The organism is Enterobacter sp. SGAir0187 (genome assembly GCF_002952735.2).
GTDB classification, from domain to species: Bacteria; Pseudomonadota; Gammaproteobacteria; order Enterobacterales; family Enterobacteriaceae; genus Enterobacter; species Enterobacter quasiroggenkampii.
Genome location: NZ_CP025034.2, coordinates 4,208,197 through 4,225,340, shown reverse-complemented (window position 1 = coordinate 4,225,340; position 17,144 = coordinate 4,208,197). Strand labels below are relative to the sequence as shown.

The following is a 17,144-nucleotide window of genomic DNA, read 5'->3' as shown; positions in this document are numbered from 1 at the left end:
CTTAGTACGCCGCTTTGTTCACGAAACCTTTGAAGATGGTCAGAAAAACAATCTTGATATCGAACCAGAGGCTCCACTCGCGGATGTACTCCAGATCGAACTCGATGCGTTTTTCCATTTTTTCCAGCGTGTCGGTTTCGCCGCGCCAGCCGTTGATTTGCGCCCAGCCGGTGATGCCCGGCTTCACCTTATGGCGCAACATGTAGCCTTCAATCAGCGAGCGGTACTGCTCGTTATGCGCCACCGCGTGCGGACGCGGGCCAACAATAGACATGCCGCCGGTAAAGACGTTGATAAACTGCGGCAGTTCATCCAGCGAGGTGCGGCGCAGGAAGTTCCCGACGCGGGTGACGCGCGGATCGTTCTGCGTGGCCTGGGTCACGACCTTGTCGTTCTCCATCACCTTCATGGAGCGGAATTTCCACACCATAATCGGCTTACCGTCCATGCCGTAGCGGGTCTGACGGAAGATAACCGGTCCTGGTGAGCTCAGCTTCACCGCGAGGGCAATGCAGCACAGCACCGGGGAGATGAGCAGCAAAATCAGCGAAGAGAGCACGATATCTTCCAGACGCTTCAGCACGCGGTTAATACCGGACAGCGGCGTGTCGTACAGCGGTACGACCGGCACCCCGTTCACCTCTTCAATACGCGAATGAAGGATGTTGAAGGTAAACACGTCCGGGATCAGGATCACTGAACAGGTGGTATCCGCCAGCTCGCGCATCAGCTGCTTAATGCGGGATTCGTCTTTCATCTGCATGGCGATGTAGACGTTGTGAATTTTGCCGGCCTTGGCATCGTCAATCAGCTGATCGTAGTTGCCCGCCCAGTCGGCAGGCACGCCGCCAGGCTTTGCGTCGTGATAAATCCCGACCACTTCAAAGCCTAACCACGGTTCTTTACGGAAGCTGTCGAGCAGCACCCTGCCGACGGGCAGATCGCCTGCTACCGCCACGAAGCGACGATTATAGCCACGGTTGCGCAGCCAGCCTGCGCCAAAGCGGATCAGGGAGCGGCACACCACCATGCCGACGCTGCTCAACAGATACCAGCAGAGATAGGTCACGAGGCGATTGTCAAAATCATGGCTGAACGCCACCAGGCCTGCGCTGAAGATCAGGCTCAGGGTCCAGTTCTGCAGCAGCAGCATCAGTTCGGTGGTCATTTTGACGCCGCGCCACGAGCGGTAGAAATCGGTCATACCGCCGATCATTTGAAACACGACCAGCGCAATCAGGGCCATCAGCAGATGCATATATAAGAACGGCAGCCCGCTGATCCGACACACCGCCCACAATCCACCGACCATGATGGTGATATCAGAAAAACGCTGCACCATAGAGATTAACGATGCATTCGTTCTCGCTCGTTCGCGTTTTTTTAGATTCGTCATCGTTGTTCCTGTATTCGGTTCCCCCTCCCACCGGGAGGGGCAGTTATTACTGATTCAACAGCGCCAGAATGTCCTTCGTTCGGGCTTCCATGAGCGCGGTGTCAGCGCGGGACTCCACGTTCAGGCGCACCACCGGCTCGGTATTGGATGAGCGCAGGTTAAAACGCCACTGCGGGAACGCCATGCTGATGCCGTCGGTACGGTCAATTTCCAGCGCGTGAATCGCAAAGTGCTGCTCCACGCGGGCAATGGCCTCGGCCGGCTGCGCCAGCTTGCTGTTGATCTCCCCGCTCGCCGGGAACGCCGCCATGCGGTCGCGCACCAGCTCGCCCAGCGTCTGCCCCTTCAGGCACAGCAGCTCGGTGACCAGCAGCCACGGGATCATCCCGCTGTCGCAGTAGGCAAAATCACGGAAGTAGTGGTGGGCGCTCATCTCGCCGCCGTAGATGGCGTCTTCTTCGCGCATGCGCTCTTTGATGAAGGCGTGGCCGGTTTTGGACATCACCGGCGTGCCGCCCGCCGCGGACACCACGTCGACGGTGTTCCAGGAAAGGCGCGGGTCATGAATGATTTTCGCGCCCGGGTTTTTCTCGAGGAACGCTTCCGCCAGCAGGCCGACAATGTAGTAGCCCTCGATGAACTGCCCTTTCTCGTCGAACAGGAAGCAGCGGTCGAAATCGCCGTCAAAGGCGATACCCATATCCGCACCGTGCTCAATCACCGCGTTGCGGGTGTCGTCGCGGCACTCCGGCAGCAGCGGGTTAGGAATGCCGTTCGGGAAGTTGCCGTCCGGGGTGTTGTGCACTTTCACGAAGGTCACCGGCACGTTCAGTGCCTTAAAGCGGGCTTCCAGCGCATCCACCACCGGGCCAGCCGCGCCGTTACCGGAGTTGATCACCAGCTTCAGCGGCTTGAGGTTCGCCACGTTAATGTAGCCCAGCAGGTGGTCGATGTACTCTTTCTGCAGGTTGATTTTTTTGTAGCTACCGCGCTTCGCGTCGTTCACCGGCGGGAAGTCGTTGGCTTCCGCCAGACGCTGCACGTCGCGCAGGCCGGTGTCGCCGCTGATAGGGCGTGCGCCCTTGCGCACCAGCTTCATGCCGTTGTAGTCCATCGGGTTGTGGCTGGCCGTCACTTCGATACCGCCGTCCACGCCCAGGTGGAAGGTGGCAAAGTAAATCTCTTCGGTGCCGGAAAGACCGATGTCCAGCACGTCCACGCCCGCGTCCTGCAGCCCTTTCGCCAGCGCCAGCTTCAGGGATTCACTGGTCAGGCGCACGTCGCCGCCCAGCACGATGGTCTGCGGTTTTAAATATTCGCCGTACGCGCGGCCAATGCGCCACGCAATGTCTTCATTCAGCTCTTCGCCCAGCTTGCCGCGAATATCGTAGGCTTTAAAACAGGTTAATTTTTCCATGATGACCCCTTTTTCAGGCAACAGTCGGCCCTGACCACTAAATGGCCAAATTAATTTTTTTGTCATTCGTAGGCCCGGTAAGCGCAGCGCCACCAGGCATAATGCAGAGTGCTACACCCGCCCGTAGCGGTCCTGGAAGCGCACGATATCGTCCTCTTCCAGATACGAGCCGGAACGCACCTCAATTAAGTCGAGAGGAATTTTCCCTGGGTTCTCCAGACAGTGCGTCGCCCCCAGCGGAATATAAATGGACTCGTTTTCACCCAGCAGTTTGACTTCACCGTCGATAGTGACTTTGGCGGTACCCGCCACCACCACCCAGTGCTCGGCGCGGTGATGGTGCATCTGCACCGACAGCCCCTCGCCCGGCTTCACGGTGATGCGTTTCACCTGATAGCGGTCACCGGAATCAATGGAGTCATATTTCCCCCACGGACGGTACACTTCGCGGTGGATATGGTGCTCGTGGCGACCATCCGCCTTGATCTTCTCCACCACTTTTTTAACGTCCTGCACGGCGTTACGGTCGGCAATCAGCACGGCGTCTTTGGTCTGGACCACAACAAGATCTTTCACCCCGACCGTAGTGACCAGGCCAGACTCGGCGTAGACGTAGCTGTTTTCCGTTTTGTGGCTAATGACATCACCGTGATGGACGTTACCCTCCGGGGTATGGGCGCTGATCTCCCACAGGGAGGACCAGGAGCCGACATCGCTCCAGCCCGCATCCATCGGCACCACAACGGCATCTGCCGTACGCTCCATCACCGCATAGTCAATGGACTCTTCCGGACAGGCGAGGAAGGCCTCTTCATCCACGCGGATGAAGTCGAGATCCGGGTCCACCACCGCCATCGCTTTCTCGCAGGCGCTCAGAATATCCGGGCGATATTTGCGCAGCTCTTCCAGATAGCGTCCGGCGCGGAACAGGAACATCCCGCTGTTCCAGTAATACTCCCCACTGGCGACATACGCCTGCGCGGTTTCCAGATTCGGTTTTTCAACGAACTGCGCCACGTCAAACGCCACGCTGTCGCCTTCACCCGGCGTCACGTTGCCGCGACGGATGTAGCCGTAGCCGGTTTCCGGCAGATCCGGCACGATACCGAAGGTCACCAGCTTGCCGCTCTCAGCGTAAGGAATGGCCGCACGCACCGCGTCGCGGAAGGCCTCTTCCTGCTGGATCACATGGTCTGCCGCCAGCACCAGCATCAGCGGGTCACAGTCCGGGCTGCTGCGTTTCGCCGCCAGCGCCGCCAGGGCGATAGCCGGTGCGGTATTGCGTCCGGCAGGCTCCAGGATGATATTTTCTGTGAGTTTGTTCAGCTGGCGCAGCTGTTCGGCAACAATAAAGCGGTGCTGTTCGTTACAGATCACCACCGGGCTTTCACACTCCACGCCGTGGAGACGGTTTACCGTCGTCTGCAGCATGGTGAGATCCCCTTTCAGGCAGAGGAACTGCTTTGGATAGAGCACGCGGGACAGCGGCCACAACCGGCTACCAGAGCCACCAGCCATCACAACCGGATACAAAGTGGTTTGACTCATGATTTATCCCCGTATATCTGCAATAAATTGGCTCAGCACGTTCTCTTTCTCGAGCGTGCGTTCGGCATATTCACGTGCCACCGTGTTCACTTTTGGCATGGCAAGTGCCTGTTCAATGCCGGTGACCAGCGCCGGAACCGATTCCGGCTCTACGCACACGGCAATCCCCGTATAGCTGTCACACAGCTGGCCTAATTCTGTTTCGGCTTCGGCCGTAATCACCGCGTTACCGCCCACTGCCAGAATGTTGGTCAGCTTGGACGGCAGCACCGCATCCGCCGCGCCGCGCTTTTGCACCACCAGATGGCAGTCGCCCATCTTCAGCAGCGCAGGCAATACCTCGTAAGACTGAAGCGGGAAGAATTTCACGTTGGTCAGGCCGCGTTCGCTGACCATTTTTTCCAGCCGCGCTTTTCCACCACCCTGCCCGACAATCACAAACATCCATGGATGTTCGTTCAGCAGTTGAGCCGCTTCGATCACGCTCTCCAGCCCCTGCTTTTCGCCGATGTTGCCTGAGTAAAGAATGATTTTTTGATCTTCAGGCAAACCGAGCTGCGCGCGCAGCGCCTGAGCGTCTTGCTCTGTCACGTCGCGAAAACGCGCCACTTCGGACCAGTTCGGGAAGAAGATCACCTTCTCCGCCGGGACGCCTTTCTCCTGCGCCTTGTTCATCATCGAGCGCGAGATCGTTGAGACGTAATCCACGTTGTGTAAGCCACTGCGCTCAAACGCGCTGGCGAGCTTCGCCACCTTGCCGCCTTTGCTTTTGCCTGCCATCCCCAGGCCCAGCATGGCGTCAACTTCATAATCCTGAATGTGCAGCAGGGTGCGCGCGCCGGAGAGTTTGCCCAGCAGGCGCATGCCCGGCGTGCAAAACAGCGTTGGCACCACGCCGATGATGCGATCCGGCTTCCAGCGGCGCTGCGCCATCAGCGGGAAGAAACTGCTCAGGGCAAAGCTGCCGAGATGAATCAACCGTTTCAGCGTCGAGGGCTGCTTAGGCACATACAGCGGGCAGCGCCAGACGGTCGCTGCACCCTCTTCGCGACGGTAGCGCCAGCTTGAGTAGCGCTCCCCCACTTTCCATTCCGGGTAGTACGGCGGCGCGGTAATGACCCGCACGTCATGTCCCTGGCTCGCCATCCACTCGACCATCTCGCCGGTGTATTTCCCGATGCCGGTCAGCTCCGGCGAGTAGTTGATTCCGTATACAAGGATCTTCATAAGCCCGGCACCCCGGACTGACGTTCAGCGAGGAAATAGGCACGGCTGTTGTCGTGCACATTGTCGCTGTCCAGCAGCGCCTCTGGCGTCTGCCAGCGGTAGTCGTCATGCTGAGAATCAGGCAGACGCAGGTCTGCCTCACTCACCTTCAGGCGGAACCCCAGCACGATGTAGTGCGTGGTGAACCCGGTGCCTGAAAAGTTATCGTCATAGAAGTGCTGCCAGACCCCGTAAAACTGGCCCGCTGCCATCGGCAGTTGCAGACCCAGTTCCGCCAGAGTGAGACGCTCAAACGCATCGGTAAGCGTCTCATCCTTCTGCACGCGCCCGCCGGGCACGAACCAGAAGCCCTGCGCAGGACGGTTGGTTCGTTTCCCCAGCAAGAACTCGCCGCGTTCGTTCTCCACGATCAAGTCAATCGAGATGAGCGGAGTGGAACGCACTACCGTGGCAAAATCTTCCTGACTTAAAAACATCATTACCCCCGGAAGCGGTGCTGGTTTTCCAGGAACCACTGATAGGTGCTTGCCAGCCCCTGCTCCAGTGACACCTCGTGATACCAACCCAGCTGATGCAGACGGGTCACGTCCAGCAGTTTGCGCGGCGTGCCGTCCGGTTTCGTGGCGTCAAACACCACGCGACCTTTGTAGCCCACCACCTGCGCGATGGTCTGCGCCAGCTCGCGAATGGTGCAGTCCACGCCGGTGCCCACGTTGATGTGCGACAGCATCGGCTCGGTGTTCTCCTGCCACACCTCGCGATCCAGCTCCATCACGTGAATGCTGGCCGCAGCCATGTCGTCCACGTGCAGGAATTCACGCATCGGCGTACCGCTGCCCCACACCACCACGTCCGGTGCGTTCTCGGCGGTCGCCTCGTGGAAGCGGCGCAGCAGCGCCGGGATCACGTGCGAGTTGCTCGGATGGAAGTTGTCGTGCGGCCCATACAGGTTGGTCGGCATCACCGAACGATAGTCGCGGTTATACTGACGGTTGTAGGACTCGCACAGCTTGATCCCGGCAATTTTGGCAATCGCGTACGGCTCGTTGGTTGCTTCAAGCGTGCCCTGCAGCAGCTCGCTTTCGGCGATCGGCTGTTTCGCCATTTTCGGGTAAATACAGGATGAGCCGAGGAACAGCAGCTTGTTCACGTTGTGCAGATGCGCCGCGTGAATGATGTTGCTCTCAATCATCATGTTTTCGTAGATGAAATCCGCCGGGTAGGTGTTGTTGGCAACAATGCCGCCCACCTTCGCCGCCGCCAGATACACCTGGTCAATGCGTTCGTTAGCAAAGAAGTCCTGTACCGCACGGCTGTCGAGCAGGTTAAGCTCGTCGCGCGTGCGGACAACCACCTCTACGTCACCGCGCTGTTCGAGCTGGCGAACAATCGCGGAACCCACCATTCCGCGATGACCGGCGACAAAAATACGTTGTTTTGTCATTCTCAGGACTCCAGCGCGATGGCAACCTCGTAGCCATGAGACTTGAGCAGGGAGTGTTTTTTCGCTGCTTCAAGATCTTTGGCTACCATCTCGGAAACCATCTCCTGCAGAGTGGTTTCTGGTTTCCAGCCCAGCTTCTCGTGCGCTTTGGTTGGGTCGCCCAGCAGGGTTTCCACTTCAGCAGGACGGAAGTAGCGCGGGTCAACCTGCACAATCACGTCGCCTGGCTTCACGCCCGGTGCGTCATGGCCGGTCACGGAAACCACGATACCTTTCTCTTCCACGCCGGTACCTTCAAAGCGCAGTTTGATGCCCAGCTGCGCAGCAGCCATTTCAACGAACTGACGAACGGAGTACTGCACGCCGGTGGCGATCACGAAGTCTTCTGGCTGTTCCTGCTGCAGCATCATCCACTGCATTTTCACGTAGTCTTTGGCATGGCCCCAGTCACGCAGGGAGTCCATGTTGCCGAGGTGCAGGCACGATTCCAGACCCTGCGCGATGTTGGCGATAGCGCGGGTGATTTTGCGGGTCACGAAGGTTTCGCCGCGACGTGGAGATTCGTGGTTGAACAGAATGCCGTTACAGGCGTACATACCGTAGGATTCACGGTAGTTCACGGTGATCCAGTAGGCGTACAGTTTTGCTACCGCATACGGAGAGCGCGGGTAGAACGGCGTGGTCTCTTTCTGTGGGATTTCCTGCACCAGACCGTACAGCTCAGAGGTGGATGCCTGGTAGAAGCGAGTTTTCTTCTCAAGGCCGAGGAAGCGAATCGCTTCCAGCAGACGCAGGGTACCCATGGCGTCCACGTCAGCGGTGTATTCCGGAGACTCGAAGGAGACCGCAACGTGGCTCATCGCGCCCAGGTTGTACACTTCATCCGGCTGCACTTCCTGCAGGATACGGGTCAGGTTGGAGGTATCGGTCAGGTCGCCGTAGTGCAGGTGGAATTTCGGGTTCGCCGCGTGAGGATCCTGATAAATATGATCAACACGTTCGGTGTTAAATGAAGACGCACGACGTTTAATACCGTGTACTTCATAACCTTTTTCCAGCAGTAACTCTGCCAGGTAAGAACCATCCTGCCCGGTAACGCCGGTGATGAGAGCGACTTTAGACATGTTTATATTCCTCTACTTATGAATTTAATCAGTTTCAACGCGTTCGCGTATCACCACTGCGGGGTTGCCACGGCAAACTTTATTTGCCGGTAGCGATTTAAAAACGCTGCTGCGGGCACCAACGACCGTGCCATCGCCAACAGAAACACCCGGTGCAACAAAAACATCCGTTGCCAGCCAGCATTTTTCACCAATCACAATAGGCGAAGCGGTAATATCAAAATGCTGACTCATAAAGTCGTGGCTGCCGGTGCACAAATAACATTTCTGTGAAACCACCGAATTCGCCCCAATCGTAATCTCGCCCAGGGTATATAACACCGCGTCATCCCCTACCCAGGCGTAATCCCCAAGCGTTAATTTCCAGGGATAGGTAATTTTCACCGAAGGACGAATGACTACGTTTTTTCCTATTTTTGCGCCAAACAGACGCAATAAAAATGCTCGCCAGCGGTACAGTATTTGCGGTGACCAGGCAAATAAGGTGGCCTGAACCGCCCACCACAGCTGCACTTTAATACCGCCCGCGCCCCGAAAACCTTTCGGTACGGAGAAACCGTTCAGATCCTGCATTACGTTTCCTTATATTCAGGCTTTGTTATATAAGGCTTTCGTTTTACCCGTGGTGCGCACGCGTAATAAATAAGACAATTCCGCCCAGAATGCCGGCACGCGTAATATTTTACGCTGTACGTTTTTGGCATCCTGGCACAATTCCAGATTATTAGACGTTGACACGCCGCCCATTGAGAATTCAGATACCAGCCCTTTAATTCGACGGAACGGGTAACCTGATTTATACAGGCTGGCAGCCAGTGCATAATCGGATGACACTTTATACTGCAAATCGTAAGGCTGTTTTTTCAGGCCTTTTACCGGGAAGAAAATGGCCTGATGGCTGGCCGGTAAGCTATGGTAGATATACCAGCCCGGCTTCGCGCTGCGGCACACTTTATGTCCGTCGCCAAAATCAAGCAGCGCATCGCCAATATACATGGCGTCCTCTTTCTGGCGCGCCAGCTGACGGGCAAACAGCGCCACGTCGTCATGGAAAATATCGCCCGAATTCAGGAAGATGGCATAACGGCCTTGCGCCATGTTAATGCCTTTGTTCATTGCATCGTAGATGCCTTTATCTTTCTCGCTGATGTAGCGTAAGTTGAACTCACCGTTGAGTTTTTCCAGAAACTCTACCGTGCCATCGTTCGAGCCGCCGTCGACCACAATCCACTCAAAGGTGAGGCTTGGATCGCGCGCCAGATTGCGCAGCGAGCGCCAGGTTTTTACCACCCCTTCGTAATTACGAAAAGCGACAGTAATGACGCTAAGAAACATAAATCACCTCATTTCGTCATACGTGCGTAATATTAAGCGCTTTGCGCAGAATAAACGGACAGACAATCAAGAAAGCATATTCCGGGCTAAATATTGACCCGGTAAAAAACAGCGACACCGGCGTAAACAGATAAAGCTGCACGCGAAAGTTCTGGTTATCACCAAACGCGTTAATCATCATTTTGAAAACTTTAAACAGATACCACAGCGTCAACAGTACGGCGAACCACGAAAAATAAATAATTAATAGATACAGACCATTGTCTATGGTTTTACCGACATCCGCACCGTTAAAGATTCCGAATGATGCAACATATTCGTAAAGTGAGCCGAATCTTACTACCCCATCAATATGGGTTAAGGAATAACCCACCATCACCAGTGGTCCAATGATGCGATAATAGGACGAGGATCCTTCCGTTCCCAAATCACCCAGACGTTCTGAGATGTACGGGAAGGCAAATATCACGCCCACCATAAATACCGTCAGGGAGATAATCGCCAGCGGCAGTTTTTTCTTAATCGCATCTTTGTTCAGGTACTGAAACGCCCATTCCAGCAGGTAAAACAGGATAAATGTCATTACCCCTGAGAACGATCCAGACAGAACGATTCCTGCAAGAATCATAGCATCGGTCTTAGGTGTTTTGATACCAAACTGTTTGATACTGAGCCAAATTGAGATTAACGCCAAAGCGAAAAACGCCGGTTCAAAATAGAGGGCCGTGGTACGCTTCCCACCGAACTTGATGAAGTTCAATACATAGCTGTTGCTGTAAATGAGATATTTCGAAATTATCTCCATCAGGCTGCTGCCACCGGTGAGAATAATTTGCGCCATCTCCATAGCAGCAAGCATAACAATTAACGCAACGGCAATATAAAAGAACCTGAGGATTTTCCGATAATTGTGCGGAGAAATCGTTTTGAAGCGAATACTCCAGACCATTCCGATAATAATAACGATATAAACAAACAGCATGGTCGAGGTGACGTATTTACTGGCATCCAGCGACTGGCCAAAGATGTAGTTAAACAGCGTCAGGCCCGTGCCCAACCCTAAGGCAATCATCAGCTTCTTCAGGTTGATTTTATCGACATACAGCAGAAGCAGAACGGGCAAGAAGGTGACGATGGTTATCGGGAAGCTTTCGCCGAGCTGGGCAATTTTGACGTTGACCAGCAGATAGATCAGCGGAAGCAGCAGATAACTACAGATTCTGATAGAACGAGACATACTCCTCCAGCATCTGTTGTCCACTGTAGGCCTTGCGGCTGCGGTTGCGGAACGATTCCAGGTCAGTGCCAAAAACGGCCTGAGCGATCTGCGCCTTCGGCAGCTGCACCAGCGGCAGGACTTCCTGCTCCGCAAAAGTTTTCCCACCCGATTTTTCCAGCACTTCGCGTGCCGCATCGCTGTGGGTGGCAATCACCGGCACGCCGATGGAGAGCGCTTCACAGAGGATCAGCGGGTAGTTATCCACGCGGGAGCTGAATACCAGCGCATCCATTTCATTCAGCGCGCTCATCAGCTTGCGCTTATCGGTTTCAAACCCGTGGTTCACTACGTTAGCCCCTTCGAACGGTGAAAATTTGCCGAAGGTGTGAAGCTCAATTTTGTCACCCAGCGCCATCATGTCGCGCACCAGCTGCTGGTTGGTTTTCCCGTCGTAACGCAGGTCATGCGCAACAATAGCGATTTTCGGTTTGCCCACGGTTTCTGCCACCGGCGTCAGCTCGGCGAGAATGGCTTCCGTCGCCACGTCGATGCCGTTGTTAATAATCTGGCAGCGCCCTGCCCCGTACAGACTGTTGAAGGCATCGGCCACGTGCTGGCTCGGGGAGATAAACGTACAGCCGAGCGAGAGCATGTCGCGGAAAAGCTGGCGCTTGCCAGTCACCAGCGTGTGCGCGCGATCCACCTTCACCGGCGGATAGTTGCTCAGCGTCGGGCATTTCTGGCAATTGTTTTTCCAGCCTTCACAGCCGTCGGTAAACGCGCAACGGCCGGTTACGCTCCAGTGATCGTGCAGCGTCCAGACGAAGCGGGTGTCGGGCTTGTGGGCCTGCACCTTCTCACAAAACGCCACCACCTCTTCCAGATTCAGCCAATAGCTGTGCAACACGTGAAAATGCAGCACAACCGGGCCAGTAGTGCGTGTCACCGTGCGATAAAGCGTATTCAGGTTGCCAAACAGATCGCGGTTAAACAGACGGAACAACGCAATGTTGGCAATCGATGTCAGGCGCGGCGTGTGCTTATGCACCTGCGGGAAGTTATCGTGACTGACGCTTTTCTTGCCGCCCTTGCCATAACCATAAATAAAACGAGACTGAAGTCCTTTTTGCAGCGCGCGCTGGTGCAGATCCAGCGCCACCCCTGCCGCTCCGCCTTCTGCGAGGCGTACGTTAAATTGCAGAATGTTCATTTAATCACCTTCACGCGGGCTTTTTCTCCCACCACCAGCGCGTTATCCGGAATGGTGTCCAGCACCACGCTGCCCGCACCAATCGTGACGTTGTTACCAATCGTAATGTCACCAATGATCACCACGTTCGCGCCCAGCTCGACGTTATTGCCAATGACCGGGCAGGCCAGGCTGTCTGGCCCACGGTTGCCAATGGTCACCCCATGGCGGATGGTGAAATCATCCCCGGCGACCACGAACTTGTTGATCACCACCGCATAGCCGTGATGAATGGTAAAGCGGCGACCAATGGTGGCAGCGGCCTGAATTTCATAGCCAAAAAAGCATTCGGTAATGATGCGGTACAGCACCAGTACGGGGGCCGCCCAGATGTTGTTCAGGATATTTTTCTTACGCCACACCGAGCAAAAATGCGCGATGCGGTACGCCAGAACCATGCAGCACGGACGCAGGCTCCAGCTGTTAGCGCGGCAATCTTCCAGAAACATTATTTCCCCCGAAGTCCATCAGCCAGGCGCTTGCCGTTACGTATGGACAACAGCGTCAGCAGCGTGCGCCAGTTCATGCGCTTATTGCGGATCTGATAGAGGGTAAAGAGCTGATATTTACGGCTGGCACGGTCAAACTTGTCCTTGTGCTTGCGGTAAAAATGGAAGTAGCCCGAGAACTTTTTCGGCGAGGAGGTGATTTGCATCTCCCCGTGGTTGATATGCAGGATCTGCGTGGCCTCTTCCACTTTCCACGGCTCGCCATACTCCACCACCATCCGCAGGAAGATGTCGTAATCCTGCGCGGCCTTGAGTTCGGTATCGAACAGGCACTCTTTAAAACGCCACGCCCAGGTAAAGACCTGGTTACCAATAATGTTGCGCTTGTAGAACAGGCGGCGAGAGTACGGTGATTTCGGATAGAGCGGCAGGCTGGCAGGCTGCGAGTACACCTCGCCCTGACAAACATAGTCGTTGGCATACAGGAACGCGTGCGTGACCAGCTGCTCTTTATGCGACAGGAAGACAGACAGGCGGTTCGGCGTCCATTCGTCGTCGTCGTCGATGCCGGTCAGATACTGCCCTTTGGCCTGCATAATCGCCTGGTTACGCACAGCGCATGCGCCGGAATTAATGGCGTTATGCGTATAGACCACCCGCGGGTCGTTGAGGTCAGTCACAAACTTTTGCAGCTGTTCATACGAGGAAGAGCAGTCATCCACGATGATCAGCTCCCAGTTATCGTAATCCTGACGTAACACCGACTTGATTGCGCGGATCGCCAGCTGCTGACGATTCCATGTCGGCATATAGATTGAAACTAAAGGGCGTTGTGTGGTCATGGTCTTCCCCTTATCCCTCACCCCGCCCCTCTCCCGGGGGGAGAGGAAGAAAGCTGCTCTCCCCTCTGGGAGAGGGTTAGGGTGAGGGGGATTTTTATTTGCTGTCAGATTTATATTCGTACTCGTAATAGCCATAATCCTGGTACCCGGTCGCGCGGCGGAAGATGGAGTTCAGGATCACCCCTTTCACCTCGATCCCGTTTTGCTCGAAGCGGCTCAGGCTGGTTTCCACCTCTTTCAGGGTGTTGACCGCGTAACGCGCCACCATCAGCGTTGTACCCGCATGGCGGCCAACAACGGCCGCGTCGGTCACGGCCAGAATTGGCGGCGTATCGATCAGCACCAGGTCGTAATTTTTGCTCGCCCACTCCACCAGCTCGGTAAAGCGTTCGCTCATCAGCAGCTCGGACGGGTTAGGCGGCACCTGACCGCGTGGGATCAGGTCAAATTTCGGCACCGTTGTAGGTTTCGCGCTCTGGCTAATGTCGCCTTTGCCGAGCAGGATTTCCGACAGACCGTTAACGTTGTTGGTACCCAGTAGTTCGTGGGTATAGCCCTTGCGCATATCGCAGTCGATAAGCAGCACACGCTTGTTGGTCTGGCTGACCACCGCCGCCAGGTTGGCGCAGACGAAGGTTTTACCGATTGACGGGCTAACACCAGTTAACATCAGGACGTTGTTTTTGGCCTGCATCATGGCAAAGTGCAGACTGGTACGCAGGCTGCGGATCGCTTCGATAGCGAGGTCGGTTGGGTTACCCACCGCCAGCAGCTGGCTCTGTTTGTAACGCTTGACGCCTTTGATGGTTTTGACGCTGTCACGGGATTTTTGCCACTCAGACAGCGGAATGCTGGCATAGACGTTGATGCCGCTCTCTTCCAGCACCTGCGGGCTTTCGATACCACGGTTGAACAGCGAACGCAGCAGCACGCCAACGATGGAGAGCATCAGGCCGAGAATAATGCTGCCGAGAATGATCAGCGCTTTCTTCGGCTTCAGCACGCCAGGCTGGGTAATGGCCGGGTCGACGATGCGCACGTCACCCACGGTGCTTGCCTCGGTGATTTTCAGCTCCTGCTGCTTGTTCAGCAGCTGCATATAAACCTGCTGTCCGGACTCCACGTCGCGGGTCAGACGCACGATCTCCTGCTGCGTTTTTGGCATCGCTGTCACGCGGTCATTGAGCTTCGCTTTCTCTTCTTCCAGCGTACGGCGTTTCTCCAGCAGCGTGCGGTAGGCCGGGTGACGTTTGGTATAAAGCTTGGAAATCTCCGCCTCTTTGAAGGTCAACTCGTTAAGCTGCGCATCAATGTTGACCATCGAATCGAGGACCGATTTTGCCTCCAGCGGCAGGTCAACGGAGTCTTTATCCTGACGGTAGGCGTTCAGCTTGTTCTCGGCATCATCCAGACGGCCGCGTACTTCCGGGAGCTGTTTCGCGAGGAAGGCCAGGCTTTTCGCCGCTTCAGCCGACTTACGCTCGACGTTCTGCTCAAGATAGTTGCGGGTAATGCTGTTCAGGATGTCGCGGATCTGATCCTTATCTTCACCGGTAAAGGTCATGCTCAGCACGCCGGTATCCTTACCGTTTTCGGTGACGGTCAGGTTGTTTTGCAGATTGTTGATCATCCCCAGCGTCGAGAATTTCGTGACGGTGAATTCACCGCCCTCCTGGGCATTGATCGCGCTGACCATCATGCTGACGCCATCTTTGGTGAGCATCTGCCCAACTTCACCGCGCGCGCTAAAGCCCGCGTCGCTGGTCAGCTGGTACTGTTTCGGGCCAAGCACCGTCAGGGTAAAGGTCTGATCGGCGGCCCCTTTTGGCAGCACAAAGTCAGTGACCTTGACCGTGTCGTTGTTTCTGCCCATCAACCGATCCCAGCCCGCACCAAAGATCGGGAAGGTATTTTTGGTGACGGAGATATCAAGCCCAAGATCATGAACCGTTTTACCCAGCACCAGACGCGACTGGATCAGCTGAATTTCGGCGTCGGAGGCCGGCGGCTTGTTCGCCAGCGCGGAGCCGATATCCTGCACCAGCGAGTTGCCGGTATTCTGTTCAATCTGCACCAACGCGTCAGCACTGTAGATAGGCGTCGCAAAAAGCGTGTAGACGACGGCCGCCGCGGCGAACACGGCAGTAATGCCCAGCACCCACCACTTTGCTTCGATAACTGTGCCGACCAGGCGACCAATATCAATTTCATCACTGCCCGAAGTCGGGGCGGCAGAAGGTCTTGTTTTTTCTGTCATTGTTATCCCTGCTGAGCTTTCAGTGCCTGCGCCCACTGTTGGGCAGACTGATCAAGTAAGGTGTAAACCGCCTCGAAGGCCTCATGGCTTTTGCGATACGGATCGGGGATTTCGCGTTCATTGTCCCAGTGACCAAACAGCATCACCTTGCCGCGCATCTCCGGAGCGATATCGCACAGCGCATGAATATGGCGTTTTTCCATCGCCAGGATCAGGTCATACTCGCGGCACATGCGGCCAGTGACCTGGCGGGCGACATGCCCGTCGAGAGAGAGGTGATGATCCCGCGCCACGCTGATTGCGCGCTCATCGGCTCCTTTGCCCACCAGCGCCCCCAGCCCTGCGGACTCGACCGTTAACTCAGGCTGGTACTGTTTCAACAGCCGTTCAGCCGTGGGGGAACGGCAAATGTTCCCCACGCATACCACCAGAATTTTGTTAAACATCGCGGATTACCAGGTATGAATGTCGCGCGCCGTATCCGTCATGTAGCGAACGCCACTGATGGTTGGCAGCAACTGGTTGATCAGACGGTTCCAGCGGGCAACCGGTGCGGTGGTGACATACACCACATCGTAAGGCTGGAGACGGAACTCCGTTGCCATCACCAGAGAGGTCGCATCGGACATATCCAGCTGGTAGATGTTGGCAATCTTGCCCTTCGCACTGCCCTCCCCTTTCAGCGGACGGATCACGAAGATGCCGGTTGCGTTAGAGGTCGTCAGATCGATACCTTCAGCATTGCCCAGTGCTTCGGTCAGGGTCATACCGCTGAAGTCCATCTTGAGGGTGCTCTGTTTCTTCACTTCACCCATCACGAAGACTTTCAGATCGTCATTGCGCGGCACGTAGAGAATGTCGCCCGGGTAAAGCAGGCGGTTCTGGGTCAGATCGCCGTTTTGCATCAGCGCCTGCAGCGAAATACGCTGCTCCTTCCCGTTGTGGGTCAGTACCACGTTGCGCCAGTCGGCGCCGTCGGTTAACCCGCCCGCGGCGTTAATGGCATCCAGCACGGTCAGAGGAACGTTGGTGATGGCCTGCTGACCGGATTTGTTCACCTGGCCGGAGATGTAGGCTTTTTGCGAGCGGAATGCGGCGATATTAACGTCCACCTGCGGGTCGGCGATGTACTGCGCTAAGCGGCCGGTAATATCACTACGGATCTCAGCAAGCGTTTTCCCTGCCACATGGACTTTACCAATGTAGGGATAGAACATGGTGCCATCTGACTGCACCCAGTTACCGGTGTCGCTTGAGCTACGGTACTGGCCCGCTGGCGTGGTCAGTTCGGGGTGGTCCCAGACGGTCACGTTAATGACGTCTCCTGGCCCTACGCGATACTGGTAGGACGCAATTTCCTGGTCCAGTGACATATTCGGCTGGGCAACGTTTGGACGTGGGCGTAATTGTTCGACCAGACGAGGCGTAAGTGGATAAACATTCACCATTTTGTCGAGATCAAAATCGGCATCCTGTTGCTTGATCACATCCTTGCCCATTGTTGACATATTGCTGCCGGGAAAGACAGTGCAACCGCTCATCAAGGTCACAGACACCAATAATGGCATCAATTTCATTTTGGAGTTCATCATTGATTATTTATCACTTTGGCAGAGTAATTATCCTGTGCAATTTAA

At 55.7% G+C, this 17,144-nt stretch carries 16 protein-coding genes; all 16 read right to left on the bottom strand.

Translation table 11 applies throughout. The annotated features are described in order from the left end of the window. Position 1: 1 nt before the first annotated feature. Positions 2 to 1,396 (bottom strand): undecaprenyl-phosphate glucose phosphotransferase, encoded by a 1,395-nt coding sequence (wcaJ, locus tag CWR52_RS20235; protein ID WP_104950553.1) that lies wholly within the window; start codon positions 1,394 to 1,396, stop codon positions 2 to 4. A gap of 46 nt (positions 1,397 to 1,442) precedes the next feature. After that, on the bottom strand, positions 1,443 to 2,813 hold the full coding sequence (cpsG, locus tag CWR52_RS20230; RefSeq protein WP_023312395.1) for a colanic acid biosynthesis phosphomannomutase CpsG: 1,371 nt from the start codon (positions 2,811 to 2,813) through the stop codon (positions 1,443 to 1,445). A gap of 111 nt (positions 2,814 to 2,924) precedes the next feature. Beyond that, a complete protein-coding gene (gene cpsB, locus CWR52_RS20225; protein ID WP_104950552.1) occupies positions 2,925 to 4,361 on the bottom strand; it encodes a mannose-1-phosphate guanyltransferase in 1,437 nt (478 codons plus the stop codon). A gap of 3 nt (positions 4,362 to 4,364) precedes the next feature. Next, positions 4,365 to 5,588 carry a colanic acid biosynthesis fucosyltransferase WcaI gene (gene wcaI, locus CWR52_RS20220; RefSeq protein WP_104950551.1) on the bottom strand — a complete coding sequence of 408 codons (1,224 nt, stop codon included), beginning with the start codon at positions 5,586 to 5,588 and terminating at the stop codon, positions 4,365 to 4,367. Then, entirely contained in the window at positions 5,585 to 6,064 is a 480-nt protein-coding gene (locus tag CWR52_RS20215; RefSeq protein ID WP_104950955.1) for a GDP-mannose mannosyl hydrolase, read from the bottom strand. Before CWR52_RS20215 ends, wcaI begins: the two co-directional genes overlap by 4 nt. A gap of 2 nt (positions 6,065 to 6,066) precedes the next feature. Continuing rightward, complete coding sequence (fcl, locus tag CWR52_RS20210) at positions 6,067 to 7,032, bottom strand: GDP-L-fucose synthase (RefSeq protein ID WP_013097874.1); 966 nt, start codon at positions 7,030 to 7,032, stop codon at positions 6,067 to 6,069. 2 nt (positions 7,033 to 7,034) lie between these two features. After that, positions 7,035 to 8,156 carry a GDP-mannose 4,6-dehydratase gene (gmd, locus tag CWR52_RS20205; RefSeq protein WP_003863514.1) on the bottom strand — a complete coding sequence of 374 codons (1,122 nt, stop codon included), beginning with the start codon at positions 8,154 to 8,156 and terminating at the stop codon, positions 7,035 to 7,037. A gap of 24 nt (positions 8,157 to 8,180) precedes the next feature. Next, positions 8,181 to 8,729 (bottom strand): colanic acid biosynthesis acetyltransferase WcaF, encoded by a 549-nt coding sequence (wcaF, locus tag CWR52_RS20200; protein WP_045908623.1) that lies wholly within the window; start codon positions 8,727 to 8,729, stop codon positions 8,181 to 8,183. Positions 8,730 to 8,744: 15 nt separating this feature from the next. Continuing rightward, a complete protein-coding gene (wcaE, locus tag CWR52_RS20195; RefSeq protein ID WP_104950550.1) occupies positions 8,745 to 9,491 on the bottom strand; it encodes a colanic acid biosynthesis glycosyltransferase WcaE in 747 nt (248 codons plus the stop codon). 16 nt (positions 9,492 to 9,507) lie between these two features. After that, a complete protein-coding gene (wcaD, locus tag CWR52_RS20190) occupies positions 9,508 to 10,728 on the bottom strand; it encodes a colanic acid polymerase WcaD (RefSeq protein ID WP_008499419.1) in 1,221 nt (406 codons plus the stop codon). After that, entirely contained in the window at positions 10,703 to 11,920 is a 1,218-nt protein-coding gene (gene wcaC / locus CWR52_RS20185; protein ID WP_104950549.1) for a colanic acid biosynthesis glycosyltransferase WcaC, read from the bottom strand. Before wcaC ends, wcaD begins: the two co-directional genes overlap by 26 nt. Next, the gene (gene wcaB, locus CWR52_RS20180) at positions 11,917 to 12,408 is read right to left on the bottom strand and encodes a colanic acid biosynthesis acetyltransferase WcaB (protein ID WP_008499417.1); all 492 of its coding nucleotides are present in this window, start codon (positions 12,406 to 12,408) and stop codon (positions 11,917 to 11,919) included. The genes wcaC and wcaB overlap by 4 nt, the downstream gene beginning before the upstream one ends. Then, positions 12,408 to 13,250, bottom strand: a complete 843-nt coding sequence (gene wcaA / locus CWR52_RS20175) for a colanic acid biosynthesis glycosyltransferase WcaA (RefSeq protein WP_104950548.1) — start codon at positions 13,248 to 13,250, stop codon at positions 12,408 to 12,410. The genes wcaB and wcaA overlap by 1 nt, the downstream gene beginning before the upstream one ends. 94 nt (positions 13,251 to 13,344) lie before the next feature. Then, the gene (gene wzc / locus CWR52_RS20170) at positions 13,345 to 15,507 is read right to left on the bottom strand and encodes a tyrosine-protein kinase Wzc (protein WP_104950547.1); all 2,163 of its coding nucleotides are present in this window, start codon (positions 15,505 to 15,507) and stop codon (positions 13,345 to 13,347) included. 2 nt (positions 15,508 to 15,509) lie between these two features. Then, positions 15,510 to 15,953, bottom strand: a complete 444-nt coding sequence (wzb, locus tag CWR52_RS20165; RefSeq protein WP_104950546.1) for a low molecular weight protein-tyrosine-phosphatase Wzb — start codon at positions 15,951 to 15,953, stop codon at positions 15,510 to 15,512. A 6-nt stretch (positions 15,954 to 15,959) separates the two neighbouring features. After that, positions 15,960 to 17,099: a polysaccharide export protein gene (locus CWR52_RS20160; RefSeq protein ID WP_008499413.1), complete on the bottom strand. Its 1,140-nt coding sequence runs from the start codon at positions 17,097 to 17,099 to the stop codon at positions 15,960 to 15,962. Between the last annotated feature and the right edge of the window lie 45 nt (positions 17,100 to 17,144).

What these genes read in the sequence shown, in the direction of transcription:
- wcaJ (WP_104950553.1), bottom strand. Translation starts at nt 1,396, where the DNA reads ATGACGAATCTAAAAAAACGCGAACGAGCGAGAACGAATGCATCGTTA.
- cpsG (WP_023312395.1), bottom strand. Translation starts at nt 2,813, where the DNA reads ATGGAAAAATTAACCTGTTTTAAAGCCTACGATATTCGCGGCAAGCTG.
- cpsB (WP_104950552.1), bottom strand. Translation starts at nt 4,361, where the DNA reads ATGAGTCAAACCACTTTGTATCCGGTTGTGATGGCTGGTGGCTCTGGT.
- wcaI (WP_104950551.1), bottom strand. Translation starts at nt 5,588, where the DNA reads ATGAAGATCCTTGTATACGGAATCAACTACTCGCCGGAGCTGACCGGC.
- CWR52_RS20215 (WP_104950955.1), bottom strand. Translation starts at nt 6,064, where the DNA reads ATGTTTTTAAGTCAGGAAGATTTTGCCACGGTAGTGCGTTCCACTCCG.
- fcl (WP_013097874.1), bottom strand. Translation starts at nt 7,032, where the DNA reads ATGACAAAACAACGTATTTTTGTCGCCGGTCATCGCGGAATGGTGGGT.
- gmd (WP_003863514.1), bottom strand. Translation starts at nt 8,156, where the DNA reads ATGTCTAAAGTCGCTCTCATCACCGGCGTTACCGGGCAGGATGGTTCT.
- wcaF (WP_045908623.1), bottom strand. Translation starts at nt 8,729, where the DNA reads ATGCAGGATCTGAACGGTTTCTCCGTACCGAAAGGTTTTCGGGGCGCG.
- wcaE (WP_104950550.1), bottom strand. Translation starts at nt 9,491, where the DNA reads ATGTTTCTTAGCGTCATTACTGTCGCTTTTCGTAATTACGAAGGGGTG.
- wcaD (WP_008499419.1), bottom strand. Translation starts at nt 10,728, where the DNA reads ATGTCTCGTTCTATCAGAATCTGTAGTTATCTGCTGCTTCCGCTGATC.
- wcaC (WP_104950549.1), bottom strand. Translation starts at nt 11,920, where the DNA reads ATGAACATTCTGCAATTTAACGTACGCCTCGCAGAAGGCGGAGCGGCA.
- wcaB (WP_008499417.1), bottom strand. Translation starts at nt 12,408, where the DNA reads ATGTTTCTGGAAGATTGCCGCGCTAACAGCTGGAGCCTGCGTCCGTGC.
- wcaA (WP_104950548.1), bottom strand. Translation starts at nt 13,250, where the DNA reads ATGACCACACAACGCCCTTTAGTTTCAATCTATATGCCGACATGGAAT.
- wzc (WP_104950547.1), bottom strand. Translation starts at nt 15,507, where the DNA reads ATGACAGAAAAAACAAGACCTTCTGCCGCCCCGACTTCGGGCAGTGAT.
- wzb (WP_104950546.1), bottom strand. Translation starts at nt 15,953, where the DNA reads ATGTTTAACAAAATTCTGGTGGTATGCGTGGGGAACATTTGCCGTTCC.
- CWR52_RS20160 (WP_008499413.1), bottom strand. Translation starts at nt 17,099, where the DNA reads ATGATGAACTCCAAAATGAAATTGATGCCATTATTGGTGTCTGTGACC.